Below are 20,647 nucleotides of genomic sequence, written 5' to 3' on the forward strand. Positions count from 1 at the left end.
TGCAAGGCGAGGTGTCCGTCTTGCAGTCGCCGTCCTGGTCCTTCGGACGGGCGTCTCCTCAGGCCCGTTTCCTGGTGAATTCCTTCATGCCGTCGAGCGTGCTTTGACGGCTCACCAGGTCCAGGAACCTGGCTTTTTCCTGGTCGAGACGGTCTCGCACCATCGCGCATCTGCGTGAATCCCAAACACTCTGCCGTGTCGTGCGGTGGGTCTGCGCGAAGCCTTTGCCGAGATCCACGACCCAGCCGTCAACAGTTGCAACAAGCTCAGCCCCTGGTACCTGACAGACGGCAAGCCCCAGTTCCACAGCCTCCGAAGCACTGATGCGCGTGTTGCGATACTGGATCGCAAGTGCCTTAGAAGTGCCGATGCGGTCCGGCAGCAAGGCTGTCCAGCCGCCATCCGGCCCGAAGCCCACCTGATTGTAGTAGGGCTGGACAAAGGCCGTCCCGGACATGGCGACCATGTCTGCCGCCAGCATCAAGCCAGCAGAACCACCCGTCACCGGCCCATTGACCGCCGCCAGCACCGGCGCCGGAAAGGACAGCAGGTCGAGGATCGTCTCGTGCAGGCTGCCGACAAGCTCGTCCGAGTAGGCTACGAGTTTACCTTGCGATCCGGCATGGTCCAAAAACCCGCCAATATCGCCACCAGTCGAAAAGCTGGATCCGCGGCCCGACAGAACCAGCGCCACCGGTTCGGCCATCGCCGCTTCGGCAATGGCGCTCCGCAGTTGCGAAACCAGGGCCGGAACCAGGGCATTGTGCCGGTCCGGCCGGTTCAACCATATCCAGATCGCGCCGCCGCGTGTTTCTGTCTCAACGAGGCCCATGACATGCGCCTCAGGGTTTGATGCCGTTGGCAATCAGGTCGTAGGCACTGGCAACCAGTTCGGAAATGGGTTTTTCCGACTTGAACACGACCAGCTGCTCGCCAAGGGCCCGGGCGATGCCCATGAGGGCCCAGGCACGGGTTTCCGTGTCCCCCTTGGAGATCTGGCCGGCGGCCTCGGCAGCAACCAGTCCCGACCGGTAACCGGCGGCGAATGTCTTGTAATATTCCTCATAGGCTGCAGGATCGACGAACAGTGCTTCCTGAACGATCCGGTAGAGGTCCGGATGGGCCTGGACGAATTCCAGGAAGGCCTGCAAGCCGGCCTTTTCCGCTTCAAGCCGGTTGCCGATGCCCTGCGTTGCCTCGGCGATCGTGTGCCGGACCAGCCGCCCCATTTCCAGGACGAGCTCCGAGAACACCTGCTCCTTGGTGGTGAAGTAGATATAGAAAGTGCCTTGGGCGACACCTGCCTCACTGGTAATGTGGCCGATGGAGGCGTCGTTGTAGCCTTTCTCGCCGATCACCCTTTCGGCAGCAGTCAGGATTGCCTTTCGGGTGGCTTCACCGCGCGCCGTTTTCGGCTGGTTGCCTGCAGCCTTTTGCGGCGCGTCTGCTTCTGCGGCTGGTTTGCGCACCTGCTGTTTCCTCCCAATTCATGAAACATGAATCAGTATTCATGTTTGAGGGTTGAAAGCAAGAAACTTCTTCAAACCGGGCCGAAGAATGCGGCAATTTGGCCCCATGCACTTTCCGATGCCGTACCCATCTTTGCCGTAACAGCGAAAACTTTCCGGCAATCACCTTGGGATATTCTTCGGTTTCTCCGGGTATTGCGCACATTTTCCGACAAGGGAACAAGGCCGGTTTTCCTTGGCAAACCACGGCAACGGACACTATGGCGATTGGACGCAGCCGGGGTTTTTGACCTTGATCAAGGCCAAAACTTTGATAAGCAGTTTTGAATGGCTATAAGTTAGCTGCTAGTCTGGAATCGGACGGAAAGGTTCCAGGCAGCAAATTGGCCGCGCGGGACGCGAGTTGCGCGGGCAGGAGAGAGGCGCTGGCAAAGGTGCCCGCGATGAGAGGATCCTGAGAATGGACGTGAACGCGTATCTGGAAGAACGCCTGGGCAAACTGCATGACAACGGCAATTACCGTGTGTTTGCAGATCTGGAACGTCAGGCAGGTGCTTTTCCGCGCGCAACCCGTTACCGCGAAGATGGTTCCGTTCAGGACGTGACCGTCTGGTGCTCCAACGATTATCTCGGCATGGGCCAGAACGAAAAGGTCGTGTCCGCGATGCAGGACGTGATCTCCAAATGCGGCGCAGGCGCAGGCGGAACGCGCAACATTTCCGGCACCAACCACTACCATGTTCTTCTGGAGAACGAGCTGGCCGACCTTCACGGCAAGGAAGCTGCTCTGATCTTCACGTCCGGTTATGTTTCCAACTGGGCAGCGCTGGGTACGCTCGCCTCCCAGGTTCCGGGCATGATCGTCTATTCGGACTCGCTCAATCACGCCTCCATGATTGAAGGCATCCGCCACGCCCGCTGCGAAAAGCGCATCTTCAAGCACAACGACTATGAAGACCTGGAACGCCAGATGGCGGCGGACGATCCGGACGCGCCGAAACTGGTCGCATTCGAAAGCGTCTATTCCATGGATGGCGACATCGCGCCGATCAAGGAGATCTGCGACGTTGCCGACAAGTTCGGTGCACTGACATACCTCGACGAAGTGCACGCCGTCGGCATGTACGGCCCGCGCGGTGGCGGCGTTGCCGAACGCGAAGGCCTGATGGATCGTCTGACCATCATCGAAGGCACGCTCGGCAAGGCCTTCGGCGTGATGGGTGGTTACATCACCGGTTCGAAGACGGTGGTCGACTTTATCCGCTCCTTCGCCTCCGGCTTCATCTTTACCACCGCCCTGCCGCCGGCGCTGGCAGCAGGCGCAGCCGTCTCCATCCGTCACCTGAAGGACAGCCCGTTCGAGCGCAAGGCGCACAAGGACCGGGTCGCCCAGGTCCGCGCCGCTCTCGACAAGCGCGGTATCCCGCACATGGAAAACCCGAGCCACATCGTTCCGGTGATGGTGGGTGATGCCAAGAAGTGCAAATGGATCTCCGACATCCTTCTGGACACCTACGGCATCTACGTTCAGCCGATCAACTATCCGACGGTTCCGGTCGGCACGGAGCGCCTGCGCTTCACCCCGACCCCGCTGCACACGGCCGAGGACATCGAACACCTCGCCAACGCGATCAACGACCTGTGGTCGCAATGCGCACTGGCCCGCGCTGTCGCGTAAGCTCTGGTTAAAAAGCAGACCCTGCAAAACCCGCTTTCCGATGGAAGGCGGGTTTTTTGTTTGTTCAATTCCAAGTGTCGTCATCCCATGGCATGACCATGGGATCCAAGCCGTTGCACCTCCATACAAAGTGCGTGAACGAGGAAACGCGTTGGCATGGATTGCGGGATTAAGCACATCCGAACCTCCATGATTTGTCGTCCCGGTTTGTTGCGTCAGCAGCAAGACCGGGACCCAGTACGCCGTGTCGTATGAGACGAAAACCGCAAAGTCTGTGAGTTACTGGATCCCTGCCTGCGCAGGGATGACAAGTTGCCAGTGCTTGAGTGCAAATATTCTGTGGCGAGAGCTTCCCCGGATACGAGTGGGGCAAGCCGTATTATGACATGTGCAAACAACGACAAACTTCGCGACACGACCATCATCCACCCTGCCCTTTTCCCGACCTCGCCCTAGCTACTCTCAGATGCCTTTGCCATGGGGAGACGGTTGCGATGCGGATAATCCTTGCTGTTGTTGTCTGGTGCCTTTTTCTGATCCCCCCAGCCTTTTCCGAAGAACTCGACCTGGAACTGGTGCTCCTGGCCGATGCGACCGGGTCAATCGATGACGAGGAAATCCGCTTCCAGCGCAAGGGCTATGCCGACGCGATCACGGACCCGTCAGTGCTGAATGCCATCGCCAGCAACATCTACGGCAAGATCGTCGTCACCTATGTCGAATGGGCGGACATGCACTCCCAGGATGTTGTCGTGGACTGGACCGTCATCGACGGACCTGAGAGCGCCCAGCATTTTGCAACGGAACTGATGGCAGCCCCGCGCCGCGCCTACGGCCGCAACGCCATTGGCGCAGCGCTTCTGAAAGGCAAGGAGCTGATCGACGAAAATGCCTTTGCGGGCTTGCGCAGGGTGATCGACCTGTCTGCCGACAGCGCCAACAACTGGAACGGTCCGACCATACCCGAAGCCCGGAATATCGTGGTTTCCTCCGGTATTGTCATCAACGGCCTGGCGGTTCTGTGCCGGCATTGTTCCGGCCGGCCGATTGCCTACGATCTGGAAAAGCGGTTCTACGAGAGCATCATCGGCGGTCCGGCCGCCTTTGTGGTGACTGCCGACAGTCCAGCGACATTTGCCGAAGCAGTGCGCAAGAAACTGATCCTTGAAATCGCCGCCAAACCCACCGATGCGCAGCGCATCCTGAAGCAATTGGCGGCCTTGCAGTAATCCTCACACGGGCCTTTGACCCGCCCTTTCCAAACGCATTTTCGCCTTTGGCAAATCACGGCTGTCGCACAACCGCGTCATCGCATTATGATTTGAGACGGCAGCTCGCGCTGTCCTAACGTCACAGCGTTCGAGGGGGATACCGTTTCATGACAACCGGCCTGTTGCTTCTGGCGCTGTTTACGGTCTGCTACACGCTGCTGGCCAGGACATTGTCGAAGGGCGTCCTGACAGCGCCGATCCTCTTCATCGGCTTCGGCTACCTGATGGCCCAGACCGGGCTGATGCCCGGAACCGATGCTGAACGCCTTCTGCATATCGTTGCCGAAATGGCTCTCATCGTCCTTTTGTTCCTGGACGCTGCCCAGATCAATCTTCAGGCCCTGCGCCAGCGCCACCAATGGCCCCTGCGCATGCTCGCCCTTGGCCTGCCACTTGCCATCATTATCGGAACCATCGCGGCCATACCGTTTTTGAGCGGTGAACCGCTCATCGTCGCCGCTCTTGCTGCCGCGCTGCTCGCCCCGACCGACGCTGCTCTCGGCCAGGCTGTCATCACCAACAAGGCGGTGCCGGAGCGGGTGCGCCGGGCGCTGACGCTGGAAAGCGGCCTCAATGACGGACTGGCCCTGCCGGCCATCTTGCTGTTCGCGAGCCTTGCCGGGGAAATGATGCAGCCGGGTGCGACAGACTGGCTGATGTTTGGCGCCAAGCAACTGATCCTTGGTCCCCTGGCGGGCGCGGCTATCGGAGCTGCGGGCGGAGTGCTGTTTCTGGCTGCCAAACGCCGGGGCATGACCACCGATACCATCGAAGGCATCGGCGCCATTGCCATGGCGTGCGGCGCTTATCTTGCCGCCGGCGAAATCGGCGGCAACGGTTTCATATCAGCGTTTGTCGCAGGGCTCTTCTTCGGCAACGTCATCAAGGGGCAATGCGCCTTCATTTACGAATTCACCGAAAGCGAAGGCCAGATGCTTTCCTGGGGTGCCTTTTTCCTGATCGGTCTTGCCCTGTTGCCCGAAGCCATCGCTCACCTTGATGCCGCCAGCCTTGCGCTCATTCTGGTGAGCCTGTTCGTGGTGCGACCACTGGCGGTCTGGCTGTCGCTTGCCGGCACGGATGCCGCCCCGCTGACCAAGCTCTTTTTCGGCTGGTTCGGCCCGCGCGGACTGGCAACAGCCCTCTTCGCGCTCCTCGTCGTTGACCAGATCGATCACGCAATCGGTGAACAGCTCCTGAACCTGGCCGTTAACGCGGTCTGGATCAGCGCGGTCCTGCATGGTGTCACAGCCGTGCCTTTTGCCAAATGGTACGCTGCTCACATGTCCGGCAAGGACGGGGCAGCGGAACTCAAGGCAATGCCGCCCATGCGGCCGGAAGTGCCTGCCGACTGAATTTCGACCAACCCAATAGCAAGGGCGCATATCGCCAGTAGCCGGGGGAAGACATGACAAAACAGGTTGTTGCCAAACTCAGCGAATTGCCGGACAGAAAACCGACCTATGCCCTCGTCGCAGATGTTGACCTTGTGGTTGTTCGCTTCGACGACGACATCTCCGTCTTCTACGGCCGCTGCCTGCATCGCGGCGCGCTCATGTCCGATGGCTATGTCAGCGGCAACAACCTCATCTGCGGCGTTCATTACTGGGATTACCGGCTCGACAGCGGCGTCTCCGAATACAACAACTCCGAGGCCCTGCCGAAATTCAAGAGCTGGGTGGAAGGCGACGATATCCTGGTCGACGAGGACGAGGTCGCCACCTGGGCTCGGGAGCATCCGCAGCCGTTCAACCGCAACAGCTACCTCGGCCTTTATGCCGACACCAGCCACGGCACAGAGGAAGAACCTTACAACGGCCTGATCCAGCAATACGCCCGCGACGGTCTTAAAAAGACAGGTCATCATGGCCGCGTCGACGCCATGGGCGTGCCGCGCAACCAGTTGCCCGACTGGGACGATATCCAGATCCTGACGGCCCAGCTGCAGAAATTCCCGCTTCTGGAGGACGAACCGGTCGGCACCGACGTTGTTGTCGGGCCGAACGCGCAGAAACCGCTGAAACTGAAAATCCCGTTGCTGGTTTCCGACATGAGCTTTGGCGCCCTGTCGGAGCCGGCCAAGATTGCCCTTGCCAGAGGCGCAGACCTTGCCGGAACCGGCATCTGCTCCGGCGAAGGCGGCATGCTACCGGAAGAACAACAGGCCAATTCAAGGTATTTCTATGAACTTGCCTCGGCCCGTTTCGGTTTTGCGTGGGACAAGCTCGACAAGGTTCAGGCGTTTCACTTCAAGGGCGGTCAGGGGGCCAAGACCGGCACGGGTGGGCATCTGCCCGGTGCCAAGGTCAAGGGCAAGATTGCCGAGGTCCGCGGCCTCAAGGAAGGCGAAGATGCGATCTCGCCGCCCCGCTTTCCGGACTGGACAGATCGATCCCAGATAAAGGATTTCGCCGACGAGGTCCGCACCCGCACCGGCGGCATCCCGATCGGTTACAAGCTGTCGGCCCAGCACGTCGAAAAGGACATCGACGCGGCGTTGGAGTTGGGTGTCGACTACATCATCCTTGATGGCCGTGGCGGCGGCACCGGGGCAGCACCGATCATCTTCCGCGACAACATCTCCGTTCCGACCATTCCCGCGCTTGCCCGCGCCCGGAGGCACCTCGACACGTCGGAACGGCCAGACATCACGTTGATCATCACAGGCGGCCTGCGCAAACCGGCCGATTTCATCAAGGCCCTGGCGCTCGGTGCCGACGCGGTCGCGCTTTCCAATTCGGCCATGCAGGCCATCGGCTGTATCGCCATGCGAGCCTGCCACACCAACAATTGCCCGGTCGGGATCGCCACCCAGAAACCGCATCTGGTCAATCGGCTGGAAATCGAGAAATCCGCCCGCCAGCTGACCAACTTCTTCGAAGCATCGGTTGAACTGATGCAGGTGATGGCAAGGGCCTGCGGCCATTCTCACCTGAGCCAGTTCACCCTGGAAGACCTGACGACCTGGAAACGGGAAATGGCCGAGCTATCCGGCGTTGCCTATGGCGGCATCGCGTGACCGATCGCGACGTTTAAGGGAGGAAGACCAATGGACGCTCAGGATCTCGACTGGATCAAGGTTGGGCACGTCAAAGACCTGCCCGAAGGCCGGGTGAAAACGGTCACCGCGCGAACAACCTCGATATGCCTGTCGCATTTCGAAGGCCAGTGGGCGGCGATGGACAATCATTGCCCGCATCAGCGCGGCCCGCTCGGGGAAGGTTCCATCGAGAAGGGGTCGGACGGAAAATGCTGGATCCGTTGCCCCTGGCACGGCTGGGATTTCGATCCGCTGACGGGCACGCCTCCCGGCGGTCACGAAGACAGCGGCCAGAAGCTCTATCCCCTCAGGATCGACGGTGACGAGATCTACATCGGCCTGGACCCGGAGCCGCCCCATGAACGCACGGTGACCGACGTCATGGCCGAAACCATGGTCAACTGGGGCGTCAAGCGTGTCTTCGGCATGGTCGGCCACTCCAACCTCGGTCTTGCCGATGCAATACGCCGTCAGGTCGACAAGGGCGCCTTGGGCTATATCGGCATTCGCCACGAGGGCGCGGCCGCCTTCGCTGCCTCCGCCTATGGCAAGCTGACAGGCAAACCGGCAGCCTGCCTCACCATTGCCGGCCCCGGCGCAACCAACCTTCTGACCGGCCTCTGGGACGCCAAGGTCGACCGGTCACCGGTTCTGGCCCTCACCGGCCAGGTGCAGACCCAGGTGTTCGGCCCGGGGGCCTTTCAGGACATTGATCTCAAATCCGCGTTCGAAGCTGTCTCGAAGTTTTCCCAGCCGGTACTCAGCAGCTCCAACCATGCCGAACTGATGTCGCTGGCCTTGAAAACCGCGCTGGTGGAACGGGATGTCGCCAATCTCATTTTCCCCGACGACGTCCAGACCAACCCGAGCAGCAAGGAGGCAGGCAAACCCGAAGGCCGCCTCGGCGGAACCGGCATCACGCCCTCCGGCGAGGATCTCGCAAAGGCCGTTGAGATGATCAACGCAGCGAAACGCCCGGTCATTGTGCTTGGCTACGGCGCCAAGGATGTTCGCGACAAGGTCGTCGCGCTTGCCGAAAAGCTCGGCGCACCGGTCCTGACCACTTTCAAGGGCAAGGGCCTGATCCCGGACACCCACCCACTGGCGGCCGGTGTTCTTGGCCGCTCCGGGACCCCGATTGCGAGCTGGTTCATGAACGAGGCGGATCTGATCGTCTCGCTCGGGTCTTCCTTTGCCAACCACACAGGCATCGCCCCCTACAAGACCATCATCCAGGTAGATTTCGAGCGCATGCAGCTTGGCAAGTTCCATCCCGTGACCCTGCCTGTCTGGGGCGAGATCGGCACCTTCTGCGAAGCCATTGTCGATCAGGTGCTGAAACCGGCAGATGCCCCCGACCAGGCGAGCGAGCTGGTGGAACGCTGGACAATCTGGCGCGCGGAAAAGGACCTTCGTCTTTCCGAGGACGGCGGCAGGGGCATTCACTCGGCGGCCGTTTTCAAGGCTTTGAGCGATCTGTGCCCACCGGACGCGATCATCCCGGTCGACGTCGGCAACAACACCTATTCCTTCGGTCGGTATTTTGAGCCTTGCGGACAGCGTATCCTGATGTCCGGCTATCTCGGCTCCATCGGCTTCAGCCTGCCCGCGGCCCTGGGTGCCTGGAGCGCGACCCAGGATTTCGAGGAATTCCGGGGCCGCAAGGTGATCTCGATTTCCGGTGACGGAGGTTTTGGTCAATACGCCATGGAGTTCACCACGGCCGTCAAATACGGAATGGATATAACCCATATCCTTTTGAACAATTCCGAGCTCGGCAAGATCTCCAAGGAGCAGCGCTCGGGCGAATGGCCGGTCTGGGAAACGAACCTCACCAACCCGTCCTTCGCCGCTTTCGCGCGCCTGTGCGGTGGTCACGGCCACCGGGTGACCGACCCCGCCGAGCTGAAAGACGCCATCGCCGATGCGATCGCTCACGACGGTCCGTCACTGGTGGAAATCATTACCGATGCGGATCTGGTGTGATGGAAACCGTGACAAGGTCTCAATCGCTCCTTTTACGCGGCAAGGCCACTCGAGCTACACCTCCTCCTCCGTCATCCCATGGCTCGACCATGGGATCCATGCCATTGCGGTTCGACATGACGGACCTCGCTCAAGGCACGGAAACGGCATGGATTGCAGGGTCGAGCGCTGCAATGACGGGGTGAGAAGAGAAGAGCGGCCAACTCGGACCGGAAGAATTGAAGAGACCGTTGGCAATGCTTCGTAATGAGCTAAGCTGACACCAATCACATCCAGACCTGGCGGGGGTCCACTTGCAAACAGCAGCCATTCTGATCGACATCGGAAAATACTATCTCATGGCCGGCGGGCTGGTCGCGGCACTCTTTCTTGTCATCGGCATCGACCGGGTGGAGCCATCCGCACGCGGGTCTCATGTCTTCCGGCCCTTGCTCATTCCAGGTATCTGCCTGATCTGGCCGCTGGTGCTCTATCGTTGGTACGTGCTTGAAAAGCATGGGGAGGCTGGCCGGTGAAACGTGCACATCGCAAAGCCCATGCCCGTATCTGGACCGTCCTCGGCCTGCTCCTGCCGCTGGTCTTCTTCACCATTCTGGCGATGCGTCAGTCGCCCCCCACGGACAGACCGGCTGTGCTGATTGAAGCTCCGGTGGAAAGCTCCGGGGAGGCAAGCCAATGAGCGTGCAATACACACCGGTGATCTGGAATCGCAACAAGATGGTCTATGATGCCATCCTGCTGATTGCCGTTGCGCTTTATCTTTACATCTTCATTCGTGTCGGGCCGTTCCATGAGGATATCACCCGGCCAATCGACGGTGCCATCCTGAGGATGCGTGCCTTCGGCAGTTGTGCCTTCCTGATGCTGACGGTGATCCTGTGCATCGGGCCGCTGGCACGGCTCGACCGGCGCTTTCTGCCGCTGCTTTATAACCGCCGCCATTTCGGCGTGATGACCGCCGGTATTGCCGCCGTTCACGCCAACTATGTGCTTGGCTGGTATTTCAACTTCTCACCGACAGACAGCTATGTCGCGTTACTGTCGTCCAACACAAGCTACGGGCAGGTGATCGGCTTTCCCTTCGAGGCTTTCGGTATCGCTGCTCTCCTGATCCTGTTCGTACTGGCTGCCACCAGCCATGATTTCTGGCTCAGCTTTCTGGGAGCGCCGATCTGGAAGGCGCTGCACATGTTCATCTATGCCGCCTACGCCTTCGTGGTGTTGCATGTCGCGCTCGGCGCGCTGCAAGGCCCGTCCGATCCCATCTTCACCAGCATGGTTGCGGCAAGCGTTGTCATGGTCTGCGGTCTTCACTTTGCAAGCGGACGCCTGGAGGCCAATCGGGAAAAAGGCGATGCCACGGCAAAGGCTTCACTGGAAGAAGCCGGCTGGGTCGTCGCCGGAGAGGTGGACGAAATCGACGACAAATGCGCCAAGGTCGTGACCCTGAGCGAAGAGGAGCGTGTCGCAATCTTCAAGTATGACGGTAAGCTGTCAGCTGTCACCAATGTCTGCGCCCACCAGAACGGTCCGCTTGGCGAAGGCAAGGTGCTGTGGGGTTGCATCACCTGCCCCTGGCACGGATATCAATACAATCTGGCCGACGGTCGAGCACCCGCGCCCTTCACCGAGAAGATCGCCACCTACAAGCTGAAGCTGGTCGGCTCCACCGTCCTTCTCGATCCCAACGCTCTGCCACCCGGCACCTATGTCGAGCCGGTCGTGATCGGAGGTGCGTCATGAGCTGGAAACAAACCAAGGCGGCGCCGTTTTTCGTCGGCTATCTCAACAAGGTGCCGAAGCCGCTGGTGGCCTTTCTCGGGGTCTTCTCCCTGTGTTTTGTCGCGGGACTGGGCCTTGCAGCCTTCGCCCTGTCCACCACCCAGAACGATCCGGGCAGCGGCACGTTTCAGTGGGGCAACAGGTTCGAGCAAACAGGCCTGTTTGAACTCCGGCCCTATCCGGTGTTCCGCATTCCGGCTGATGGCGACACCCCTGCCCGCACCTACATGCTGGCAGGCCAGGGCAAACGCGGTGTCTTTGAACAGGCAGAAGCCAATCGCGAGATGCCGGTGACCTTGCGTGGAGTGCCGGTCAACCGCGGCGATCTGACAATGATCCAGGTGGGACAGGTAGAACCTGCAACGGAGGATACACCCGGCTTCACCCCATCCGAACCCGTCTCGCTGGGACGCTGGAAACTGACCGGTGAAATCTGCGACGGCAAGTGCTATGCGGGCGCCATGCGCCCGGGCCGGGGCCTTGCGCACAAGGCCTGCGCGGACCTTTGCCTGACCGGCGGCATTCCCCCGGTCTTCGTCTCGTCCGGACCGGTCGAGGGACGCAATTTCTTTCTTCTGGCAGGCAAGGACGGCCAGCTTCTTGGCGAGGCCATCGATCCGCTGCTGGCGCTATTCATCGAGGTCGAAGGCGAGGTCGAACAGCTGGACGACCTGATGGTGTTCAAGGCAGACCTTCTGACCGCCAGGGTGCTGAAATGAGCGACCAGCCACAAAAGCCTCTCTGGCAGACCATCGTGATCTCGCTGGTGATGACAGCACTCCTCGCCGGGATCGCCTGGGCTGTGTGGACCTACGCCAACAGCAGCGTCCAGGATTTTGCCCCCGGCACGTTGCTGCGCGACCTCCGCTTCTTCGTCGGCCTGCTCGCCGTGTTCCTGGTTTTGAGCATCCTGGACCGGATCATTGAATTCGTGAAGGCGAAGCTGGGCGGCGGACACTGAGGAAACGGTCAGGATGGCCGTCCCAAAAAGCCAAGTTTGTGCACCTCAGCCCTTCACCAGGTTCCGCAGCAGGCTGTTGAACTTGTCCGGCTCTTCCATGTGCGGCGCGTGGCCCGACGCTTCAAAGCCATGGAAATGGAAATCCGGAACATTGTCCGCGTGCCAGCGATGGACACCCGGGCCGTAAAGCTGGCTGCGCAGACCCGCCACCAGATGAAACGGCACGGGAAAGGCTTTCAAAAGCAGGCGGAAATCCTGCGCGGTGAGCGACGACCACATCGGCTTCAAGAGCACAGGATCGGCTGCAGCAATCTCTTTGCGGGCTAGCTCCGCAACGCACTCCGGCACGGGCAGGCCTTCGGCGAACAGTCGTCTCGCGATCCGGGCCGGCAGTTTGGCCCAATCCGCCACAATGGCATTCAGGAAATGGTCGTTGAGTTCGGCATTGAGGCCGTTCAGCGTTCCGTTCTGCCAGTCGGGGTCGTTCAGAACCTTCGGCGTCATGTCAATGGCAACGAACTGCGAGATCCTGTCGGCGCCGTGCCGCTCGATCATTGCATAGGAAACCAACGCTCCCATCGACCAACCGCAGAGGATTACTTCAGTTAGTTCGCGCTCGGCCAAAGCTGCATGAACCGCATCGGCTGCTGCCTCGATGGTCAATGGCAACCGGCCCGCTGTTTTACCGTGGCCCGGCAGATCCGGAACAATGCAACGGGCGTCAGTTTTCAGAGCCCCGATCTGGCCTTCGAAGAACCGGCCCGGACAAGACCAGCCGTGGATCAGCACCAGCGGTCTGCCCGTTCCCTCGTCGCGGATATGCAGCATATTCCCGCTCACGCACGCCCCGCCCGTAGCCGTCCGACAATGCCCGTCGGGAAAAAATAGACCGACAGAATGAAGAGAACACCCAGCCACAACAGCCAGCGTTCCGGCGCCACCAGCGTCGAGAACACCGGCACCGCGCTGGTTGCTTCTGCAGCAACACCCATCAGGTTCTGCAGATAGGTCTGCGCCAGAATGAACAGGGTTGCCCCGAGCACGGCCCCGTAAAGCGTGCCCATGCCCCCTATCACGACCATCAGCAGAATGTCGATCATGATCTCCATGGAGAGCGTTGTTGCCGGGCCGGTGTAGCGCAGCCAGATGGCCAGAAGAGAGCCTGCAAGCGCTGCCATGACTGCCGACAGAACGGTGGCCGTGGTGCGATACCAGACCACGCGGTAACCGATCGCCTCCGCCCGGAAGGCATTGTCGCGAACCGCCTTCAGCGTGCGGCCGAACGGCGAATTGACGATGCGCAGCATGATAAGGAACAGGATCGCGGCGGCGAAGAACACCAGGTAATAGGCCAGGATCTTGCCATTGATGCTGACGTCGAACACCTTCGCCTTGATAAGCTTGAAGGCGGGCGTCAGTTCGCGCGGGATCTTGTAGTTGAGCCCATCCTCACCGCCTGTTAGCCAGGACATCTGCGACACCAGCACCGCAAAGGCGCTTGCGACCGCCAGCGTCACCATGGCGAAGAAGATCGCCTTCACCCGAAGCGAGAACAGCCCGATGGCCAGCGCGAACAGGGCCGCAACCCCCGCGCCCGCCGCCGTGCCCCAGATCAGCGAACCGTAGTTCGGCCCGGTGGTGGACAAGGCAAGCGCGGTCCCATAGGCGCCGATGCCGAAGAACATGGTGTGGGCGAAGGAAACGATACCGGCATAGCCCAGCAGCAGGTCGTAACTTGCCACCAGCACGATGAAGATGCAGATCCGTGCGGCTGTCTCCAGCGACTTGGTGCCGGGAAAGAGAAACGGTGCAAAGGCGAGCGAGATCAACACGATCAGCAGCAGCGCCGTCAGAAGGCCGCTGCGCGGCGTGTCGCCGGAAAGAAGTCTGGTCAGCATGATCTTGTTCCGTCCCTACTTCGCCTTGACCACCGGATAAAGGCCCTGCGGCCGCCACATCAGCACCGCGACCATCAGCGCGATGGTCGAGATCAGCGCTACTTTCGGCGCCAGGAAGGCCGTGTAGTTTGCAAGCAGTCCCACCAACATGGCGCCGATGAAACAGCCCTCGACCGAGCCAAGGCCGCCGATGATCACCACGATGAACACCAGCACCATGATCTCCGAGCCCATGTGTGCAGTAATCGTTTCCTGATAGAGGCCCCACATGACGCCCCCAAGCCCGGCCAGCGCCGACCCGGTCATGAACACGATCAGGAACAGCCGGCGGATGCGGTAGCCGAGCGCTTCCACCATCTCGCCGTTCTCCACCCCGGCGCGCACCAGCAGACCGATCTTGGTGTTCTTCAGGATATGGCGCATGCCGATGAACAGCGCGAGGCCGATGCCGACCGCCACCAGGCGGTATTTCTCGATGGCTGCTTCGCCGATCACCAGCGATCCCTGCAAGGCTTCCGGGCGGGACATATGCAGCTCGTCCGGCCCCCAGACCACGTAGATCATCTGCTGGGCCACGATCAGCCCGCCCATGGTGACAAGGATCTGCTTCAGATGTTCGCCGTAGACCGGCATCACGATCACCCGCTCGAAGGCAAGACCGAGAAGGCCGGTGACGAGCATGGCCGCAAGGATGGCAATCAGCACGGCGGAGAGATTCATGAAGACGCTTGGCGAAGCCGTCCAGCCGGCCAGCCAGGCCAGAACCGTGAAGCCGACGAAGGCGCCGACGGCAACAAAGGCGCCATGGCCGAAGTTGATCACGTCCATCAGCCCGAAGACCACCGTCAATCCCGACGCCATGATGAAGATCATCATGCCCATGGCCAGCCCGGCCACCGTCAGTGTCAGCCAGCTCGCCGGATTGCCGATGGCAATGAGCCCGACGGCAGCCAGCACCGGCACCAGCAGCACCGGCAGTTTCTGGGCAAGCTGTTCCTTCAGCGGGATCTTCTCGATCCGCGGTTTGATCGCCGTCTCGCTCATTGATGCGCCTCCAGGCTCAGTCCCATGAGTTTTTCCTGCAAGGCGACATCCGCCACCAGTTCGTCCATGCGGCCGGAATGAATGATGTGACCATCGTCCATCACCGCGACCGTGTCGCCGATGCTGGATGCCATGGCGAAATTCTGCTCCACCAGCAGTATGGTGGTATCGGTTTCCTTCAGTTCCTTCAGCGCATCGGTCATCGCCTTGATGATCGCCGGTGCGAGACCTTTTGTCGGCTCGTCGATCAGGATCAGCCGACGCGGCTCGATGATCGCCCGCGCCACGGACAGCATCTGCTTCTGACCACCGGACAGCGTTCCTGCGGAGGAATTCCAGAAGCTGCCGATCGGTGGAAACAACTCCTTGATCCAGGCAAGGCGCTTTTGGTCCATCGGCCCGTTGGCAGCGGCCAGGATCATGTTTTCGGCAACTGTCAGATCGGTGAAGATGCCCATGTCTTCCGGCACGAAGGCAATTCCCCTGCGGGAAATTTCAGGCGTCGACAATCTGGTGATGACATGATCGCCAAACCGGATATCGCCCAGGCTGGCCGTCCAAAGCCCCATGATGGTGCGTAACGTTGTGGTCTTGCCCGCGCCGTTGCGGCCGAGCAGAACGGTCACCCCACCTTCAGGCACTGCGAGGTCCACACCCTGCAGGATGTGGTAAGGGCCGATATGGGTGTGCACTCCGGAAAGGGTGAGCAGATTTTCCGCCATCACGCAGCCTCCCCGGAGGGAGCCGGTGCCTTGCCGAGATAAGCCTCCTGCACGATCGGCAGGGCAATCACTTCCGAGGGTTCTCCATCGGCCACCAGCGCCCCGTTGTGCAGAACGATGATACGGTCGGCCAGGGTGCGAATGACATCCATCTTGTGCTCCACCAGCAGGATCGTCCGGTCCATGTCGCTCTTCAATTTCTGGATCAGCTCCAGGATCACCGGCACTTCGTCGACGCTCATTCCGGCGGTCGGCTCGTCGAACATGAGCACCTGGGGCCCAAGCGCGATCAGCAGCGCCACCTCAAGCTTGCGCTGGTCACCATGGGGCAGAGCGGAAACGGTCTGTTCGGCCTGATCGATCAGCCGAACCTCCGCCAGCACGTGGTCTGCCCGCTCCAGAAGTTCCACATGGCTTTCTGCAACGGTGAAGAGATCGAACCCCTTGCGTGCCTTCGCCTGAGCTACAAGCCGCACGTTTTCGCGCACGCTCAGGGTCGGAAAGAGATTGGTCAGCTGGAACGCCCGGCCGATACCCCTGTCGGTGCGTTCAGGCACCGACAGTCGGGTGATGGTCTCGCCGTTGAGCAGCACAGCCCCGGAGGTCGCTGCCAGCTGACCGGAGATCAGGTTGAAATAGGTGGTCTTGCCCGCGCCGTTCGGCCCAACGATCGCCGTCAGGGTGCCTCGCTCGAAGGCGCAGGAAACGTGATCGACCGCCACATGACCGCCGAAGCGAATGGTCAGGTCCCTCGTTTCCAGAATCGGGTGTTCCTTGGCCACGATGCGCGTTCCCAGGCTTGATTTGTCGCGAAAACTGTATCGGATGAGTGCCCGGCCGGACGGGTTTCCCACCAGCCGGGCAAACTTAAAGGTCTTGGGGCCACGCGGGCGAAGCTGAAGGCTCCGCCGCGTCTTCATTCGGCTTACTGGTTGCGCACCGGGATGTTCATGTCCTCGATTGTCAACTCGCGCACCAGCTCCGGGATGCCCCATTCGACATCCGGGTCGACCTTGATCTTGAAGTGATACATCGACTGCAGAGCCTGGTGATCTTCCGCCCGGAACATCATCTTGCCCTTTGGCGTTTCGAACTCCATGCCTTCCATGGCAGTGATCAGGTCTTCGGTCTCCGTGGACCCGGCCTTGCGGATGGCCTCGACAATGGCAATGCCGGAAGACATGCCACCCGCGGTGAAGAAGTCCGGCGGCGCATTGAAGCGCTTCTGGTGTTCGGCCACCAGCCAGTCGTTCACCGGGTTCTTCGGGATCTCGTAGTAATAGTAAGTCGCGCCTTCCATGCCCGGCAGCTCCTTGTAGGCCGCCATGGCCGCCAGGATGTTGCCGCCCGTGGCGATCTCGACACCAAAGCGCTCCGGCTCCATTGCCTTGATCTTGCTGATCGGATTGCCGCCACCGGCCCAGATCACGAACAGGAACTTGCGGCCCGGCTCATCCTTCAGGGCATCAAAGACTCGCTGCGCGTTGGCTGTGAAATCCTTGGTATCGGTCGGCGCATATTCCTCGAACACCAATTTGGCACCCGTGCCTTCCAGCGCTTCCTTGAAAGCGGCGACGCCGTCACGTCCGAACGCATAGTCCTGTGCGAGCGTCGCGATGGAGACGCCTTCCTGCCCCAGTGCGACAGCGTTGGCGATCGCGTCCTGGGACGAGTTGCGCGCGGTGCGGAAGATGTAGCGGTTCCAGTTCTCGCCGGTGATGCTGTCGGCAACCGCCGGCTCCACCAGAAGCACCTTCTCGTATTCTTCGGCGACCGGCAGCATGGCCAGCGCAACGCCGGAGGAGACGGGGCCGACAGCAATATCGACTTCATCGTCACCATAGGCTTCCGCCAGCGCGGCCTTGCCGATATCCGGCTTCAGCTGGGTGTCCTTCTCGATGACCACGATCTTGCGGCCGTCGATTTCCATGGTGCCGTCGGTGGCATATTCGAGACCCATCATCAGGCCGGTATGCGACTGCTTCGCATAAGCCTCCAGGGCACCGGTCTTGCCGTAGACATGGGCGATCTTGATATCGTCGGCCTGGGCACCGGCAATCCCGGCAGCCGCCACGCTGATGCCAGCCAAAAGCGGCACGGCCCAGCGGAAAACGCGTTTCGTCATGAATTCTCCTCCCGTTGCGCGAAAGGCCGGCAAACCTGCACGGCCGCTCCCACGGCCTCCACAGGGTAACATCATCGCCTGACGCTGGAATATATGACACATGAATCAGTATTCATGTCAAGGCAAGATACGTGTTCGAAGTGGCCGCCTTTCCGGGCGGGTCGTCAGTTAGCGTAACACGAGCTCATGACAGATGAATGCAGCCCGGTCCTGCAAAGACACGGCAACAAGAGCGGCAGCGCAATGCCAGACAGTCATGTGATAAAGACTGTCTGAAGGATGATGATGACAGAGGGAAAAGATCGGCTCTGACAGGAGAGCCGCCAAAATCGTCAAAAAAACAGACCCGCCCACTAGACGAATGCAATGCAAGTGACCCGCAGACCAGATGCCCTGCGTCCCGGCATAAGTGGAAAGGTGTTCTCAGCCCCCTGCGCAATCCGTGTTGCCAGCCCCTCGAGGACAAGACCTTCAACGGTTACCCACAGTCATTCCGGACAAGCGCAGCACAAGCTGCGTGCAGATCCGGAATCCAGCGCATCTGCGTGCGTGTAGCGAACTCTTTTTCGTACGAGGAGACGCGCCAATGGCACGGCTGATAGCCTGATTCCGGATCGACGTTGCCTCACTTGTCCGCAATGACGCGCGGAAGGCGGGCCGCCTGGACCAGTCGCCTCGGCGAGACTACCTCAGCCGCTGTTCCGTCTTCGCATCGAAGAACAGCGCCGAAGCCGGGTCGAAGTCGATGGCGACAGTTCCATCAGAAACAGGCGCATCCTCACCCTTGGTTTCCACGATCACACGCTCGCCCGTTGGGCAGATGAGATAGGAATAGGCGACACCGCCAAGCTGCTCGCACAGATCGACCTTCGCCCCTTCCTGCGCAGGCGAGACTTTCAGATGCTGCGGGCGCAGACCAACCAGCACCTTTTCGCCCTTGGCCGGCAGCGCGACCGATGTCGGCACGGCAACACCGCCGAACGCAGCAACACTGACCGCCCCCTCCCCGGCAATACCCTCCACGAAATTCATGCTGGGGGAACCGATGAAGCCGGCAACGAACCTGTTGTCCGGATCGGAATAGAGCTGCATCGGCGAGCCGACCTGTTCGATATTGCCACCGCGCAGAACCACGATCTTGTCCGCCAGCGTCATCGCCTCGACCTGGTCGTGCGTCACGTAGATCATCGTCGCGCCGATATCCTTGTGCAGGCGGGCGATCTCCACGCGCATGTCGACACGCAGCTCGGCATCCAGGTTGGAGAGCGGTTCGTCGAACAGGAACACTTCCGGACCACGCACGATGGCCCGGCCGATGGCAACACGCTGGCGCTGCCCGCCGGAAAGCGCCTTCGGCTTGCGCTTCAGATAAGGGTCCAGCTTCAGGATGCGGCTGGCTTCGGCAACCTTGGACTGGATCTCGGCCTTCGGATGACCGTTCATCTTCAGCCCGAAGCCCATGTTCTCCTCGACCGTCATATGCGGGTAAAGCGCATAGGTCTGGAACACCATGGCAACGCCCCGTTCCGCGGGGTCTGACTTGGTCACATCACGGTCACCGATCTCGATCCTGCCGTCGGTCGTTTCCTCCAGCCCGGCGATCATGCGCAGAAGGGTGGACTTGCCACAGCCGGACGGACCGACAAAAACGCAGAATTCGCCATGCTCGATCTGAAGGTCCACTCCGTGGATGACTTCCAGGTCGCCATATTTCTTGACGGCTTTTGTCAGTGTGACGCCAGACATGTAATTCTCTCTCCCTTGGGATTCTTGTTAGGCAGGGAACTGCCAGTCCTCGACCGCCGCCGCGATCTTCGAGGCCGTATCCAGCAATGCAGGCCGTGCCTCCAGAAGCTGTTCGAGGCTCTTGCGCTGCGTGGACGTGGTAACGGAAAGCGCTCCAACCGGGCGCCCCTTGGACGACAGGATCGGCGCTGCAATGCAGATGATGCCGGGCTCGTGTTCCTCGCGGTCGTAGGACAGCCCCTCTTCGCGGATCTTTTCCAGGTCTGCACGCAGTTCAGCTTCGCTGGCCAGCGTTGCCGGGGTGTAGCGATAGAACGACTGCTTCTTCAAAACGTGATCGAGGTCCGCAGGCTCCAGAAAGGCCATCAGGGCCTTGCCGACCCCGGTGCAATAGGCCGGACCAACCTTGCCGGCCTGCGAAAACATGTCGATGGCATTGGTCGGGTTTCTCTTGTCGACATAAAGCACCTGCCCGCTGTCAAGCTGTGCCAGGTGCACCGTTTCGCCGACAGCTTCCGACAAGGCGTTGATGAAGGGCCGCGCAATCGGCGCGATGGAGCTTTGCCGCCAGGCCGCATGCGCCAGCCGCACCAGGCGGATACCCAGCGAATAGGTCTGCTGGCGCTCGTCGTAAGCCAGCATGCCCTGGCTCACCAGCGTCTGCAGCAACCGGTACAGCGTCGCCTTGGGATGAGTGCTTTCAGAAAGCAGTTCGGAAAAGCGCACGGGCCGGCCCACAGCCGCAACCTTGTCCAGCACTTCCAGCGCCTTGCCGACCGTGCCGTCACCTGTCGATGACCCCGCCTGTTTGTTCATGAGCTCCTCCTTCGGCCCGTTTCTTGTCGTCGAGCCTGTTGACAACTTATCGCCATCACATCAAAGTATCAATATACAAAACTAAGTTTCACATAATGGAACCAAAAGG

20 protein-coding genes are annotated in these 20,647 nt (G+C 60.6%); 10 read left to right on the forward strand and 10 right to left on the reverse strand.

What is annotated here, in order from left to right; translation table 11 throughout:
• Positions 1–58: 58 nt before the first annotated feature.
• Together ACVDG9_RS21080 and ACVDG9_RS21085 are read right to left on the reverse strand one after the other, a co-directional pair.
• Entirely contained in the window at positions 59–832 is a 774-nt protein-coding gene (locus ACVDG9_RS21080; RefSeq protein WP_447238885.1) for an enoyl-CoA hydratase/isomerase family protein, read from the reverse strand.
• Between the two features lie 10 nt (positions 833–842).
• Positions 843–1,469, reverse strand: coding sequence for a TetR/AcrR family transcriptional regulator (locus ACVDG9_RS21085; protein ID WP_447238886.1), 627 nt, complete (start codon positions 1,467–1,469; stop codon positions 843–845).
• 460 nt (positions 1,470–1,929) lie between these two features.
• On the opposite strand from ACVDG9_RS21085, the gene hemA reads away from it, so the two are divergent.
• The 10 genes from hemA (at position 1,930) to ACVDG9_RS21135 (ending at position 12,187) form a co-directional block, all read left to right on the forward strand.
• Positions 1,930–3,147, forward strand: coding sequence for a 5-aminolevulinate synthase (hemA, locus tag ACVDG9_RS21090; RefSeq protein ID WP_031270302.1), 1,218 nt, complete (start codon positions 1,930–1,932; stop codon positions 3,145–3,147).
• 494 nt (positions 3,148–3,641) lie between these two features.
• Positions 3,642–4,376, forward strand: coding sequence for a DUF1194 domain-containing protein (locus ACVDG9_RS21095; RefSeq protein ID WP_447238887.1), 735 nt, complete (start codon positions 3,642–3,644; stop codon positions 4,374–4,376).
• A gap of 149 nt (positions 4,377–4,525) precedes the next feature.
• Positions 4,526–5,773, forward strand: a complete 1,248-nt coding sequence (locus tag ACVDG9_RS21100; RefSeq protein ID WP_447238888.1) for a cation:proton antiporter domain-containing protein — start codon at positions 4,526–4,528, stop codon at positions 5,771–5,773.
• A gap of 53 nt (positions 5,774–5,826) precedes the next feature.
• Positions 5,827–7,437 carry a glutamate synthase-related protein gene (locus ACVDG9_RS21105; protein WP_447238889.1) on the forward strand — a complete coding sequence of 537 codons (1,611 nt, stop codon included), beginning with the start codon at positions 5,827–5,829 and terminating at the stop codon, positions 7,435–7,437.
• Between the two features lie 30 nt (positions 7,438–7,467).
• Positions 7,468–9,444 carry a thiamine pyrophosphate-binding protein gene (locus ACVDG9_RS21110; RefSeq protein WP_447238890.1) on the forward strand — a complete coding sequence of 659 codons (1,977 nt, stop codon included), beginning with the start codon at positions 7,468–7,470 and terminating at the stop codon, positions 9,442–9,444.
• Between the two features lie 293 nt (positions 9,445–9,737).
• Positions 9,738–9,959 carry a hypothetical protein gene (locus ACVDG9_RS21115; RefSeq protein WP_062487206.1) on the forward strand — a complete coding sequence of 74 codons (222 nt, stop codon included), beginning with the start codon at positions 9,738–9,740 and terminating at the stop codon, positions 9,957–9,959.
• On the forward strand, positions 9,956–10,123 hold the full coding sequence (locus tag ACVDG9_RS21120; RefSeq protein WP_209170093.1) for a hypothetical protein: 168 nt from the start codon (positions 9,956–9,958) through the stop codon (positions 10,121–10,123). Before ACVDG9_RS21115 ends, ACVDG9_RS21120 begins: the two co-directional genes overlap by 4 nt.
• Complete coding sequence (locus tag ACVDG9_RS21125) at positions 10,120–11,187, forward strand: Rieske 2Fe-2S domain-containing protein (protein WP_447238891.1); 1,068 nt, start codon at positions 10,120–10,122, stop codon at positions 11,185–11,187. Before ACVDG9_RS21120 ends, ACVDG9_RS21125 begins: the two co-directional genes overlap by 4 nt.
• Complete coding sequence (locus ACVDG9_RS21130) at positions 11,184–11,945, forward strand: hypothetical protein (RefSeq protein WP_447238892.1); 762 nt, start codon at positions 11,184–11,186, stop codon at positions 11,943–11,945. Before ACVDG9_RS21125 ends, ACVDG9_RS21130 begins: the two co-directional genes overlap by 4 nt.
• The gene (locus ACVDG9_RS21135) at positions 11,942–12,187 is read left to right on the forward strand and encodes a hypothetical protein (protein WP_447238893.1); all 246 of its coding nucleotides are present in this window, start codon (positions 11,942–11,944) and stop codon (positions 12,185–12,187) included. Before ACVDG9_RS21130 ends, ACVDG9_RS21135 begins: the two co-directional genes overlap by 4 nt.
• 45 nt (positions 12,188–12,232) lie before the next feature.
• On the opposite strand, the gene ACVDG9_RS21140 is transcribed toward ACVDG9_RS21135, so the two are convergent.
• The 8 genes from ACVDG9_RS21140 to ACVDG9_RS21175 all read right to left on the reverse strand — a co-directional run bounded on the left by ACVDG9_RS21140 (position 12,233) and on the right by ACVDG9_RS21175 (position 20,538).
• The gene (locus tag ACVDG9_RS21140) at positions 12,233–13,015 is read right to left on the reverse strand and encodes an alpha/beta fold hydrolase (protein ID WP_447238894.1); all 783 of its coding nucleotides are present in this window, start codon (positions 13,013–13,015) and stop codon (positions 12,233–12,235) included.
• Between the two features lie 8 nt (positions 13,016–13,023).
• Positions 13,024–14,085 (reverse strand): branched-chain amino acid ABC transporter permease, encoded by a 1,062-nt coding sequence (locus tag ACVDG9_RS21145; RefSeq protein ID WP_206906640.1) that lies wholly within the window; start codon positions 14,083–14,085, stop codon positions 13,024–13,026.
• A 15-nt stretch (positions 14,086–14,100) separates the two neighbouring features.
• Positions 14,101–15,129 (reverse strand): branched-chain amino acid ABC transporter permease, encoded by a 1,029-nt coding sequence (locus ACVDG9_RS21150; RefSeq protein ID WP_077291844.1) that lies wholly within the window; start codon positions 15,127–15,129, stop codon positions 14,101–14,103.
• A complete protein-coding gene (locus ACVDG9_RS21155) occupies positions 15,126–15,851 on the reverse strand; it encodes an ABC transporter ATP-binding protein (protein WP_447238895.1) in 726 nt (241 codons plus the stop codon). The genes ACVDG9_RS21150 and ACVDG9_RS21155 overlap by 4 nt, the downstream gene beginning before the upstream one ends.
• The gene (locus ACVDG9_RS21160) at positions 15,851–16,633 is read right to left on the reverse strand and encodes an ABC transporter ATP-binding protein (RefSeq protein ID WP_447239048.1); all 783 of its coding nucleotides are present in this window, start codon (positions 16,631–16,633) and stop codon (positions 15,851–15,853) included. The genes ACVDG9_RS21155 and ACVDG9_RS21160 overlap by 1 nt, the downstream gene beginning before the upstream one ends.
• A gap of 143 nt (positions 16,634–16,776) precedes the next feature.
• The gene (locus ACVDG9_RS21165) at positions 16,777–17,976 is read right to left on the reverse strand and encodes a substrate-binding domain-containing protein (RefSeq protein ID WP_023003024.1); all 1,200 of its coding nucleotides are present in this window, start codon (positions 17,974–17,976) and stop codon (positions 16,777–16,779) included.
• Between the two features lie 684 nt (positions 17,977–18,660).
• Positions 18,661–19,722 carry an ABC transporter ATP-binding protein gene (locus ACVDG9_RS21170; protein ID WP_447238896.1) on the reverse strand — a complete coding sequence of 354 codons (1,062 nt, stop codon included), beginning with the start codon at positions 19,720–19,722 and terminating at the stop codon, positions 18,661–18,663.
• Between the two features lie 27 nt (positions 19,723–19,749).
• A complete protein-coding gene (locus ACVDG9_RS21175) occupies positions 19,750–20,538 on the reverse strand; it encodes an IclR family transcriptional regulator (RefSeq protein WP_055656799.1) in 789 nt (262 codons plus the stop codon).
• Between the last annotated feature and the right edge of the window lie 109 nt (positions 20,539–20,647).

Source organism: Roseibium sp. RP-7 (assembly GCF_053005225.1).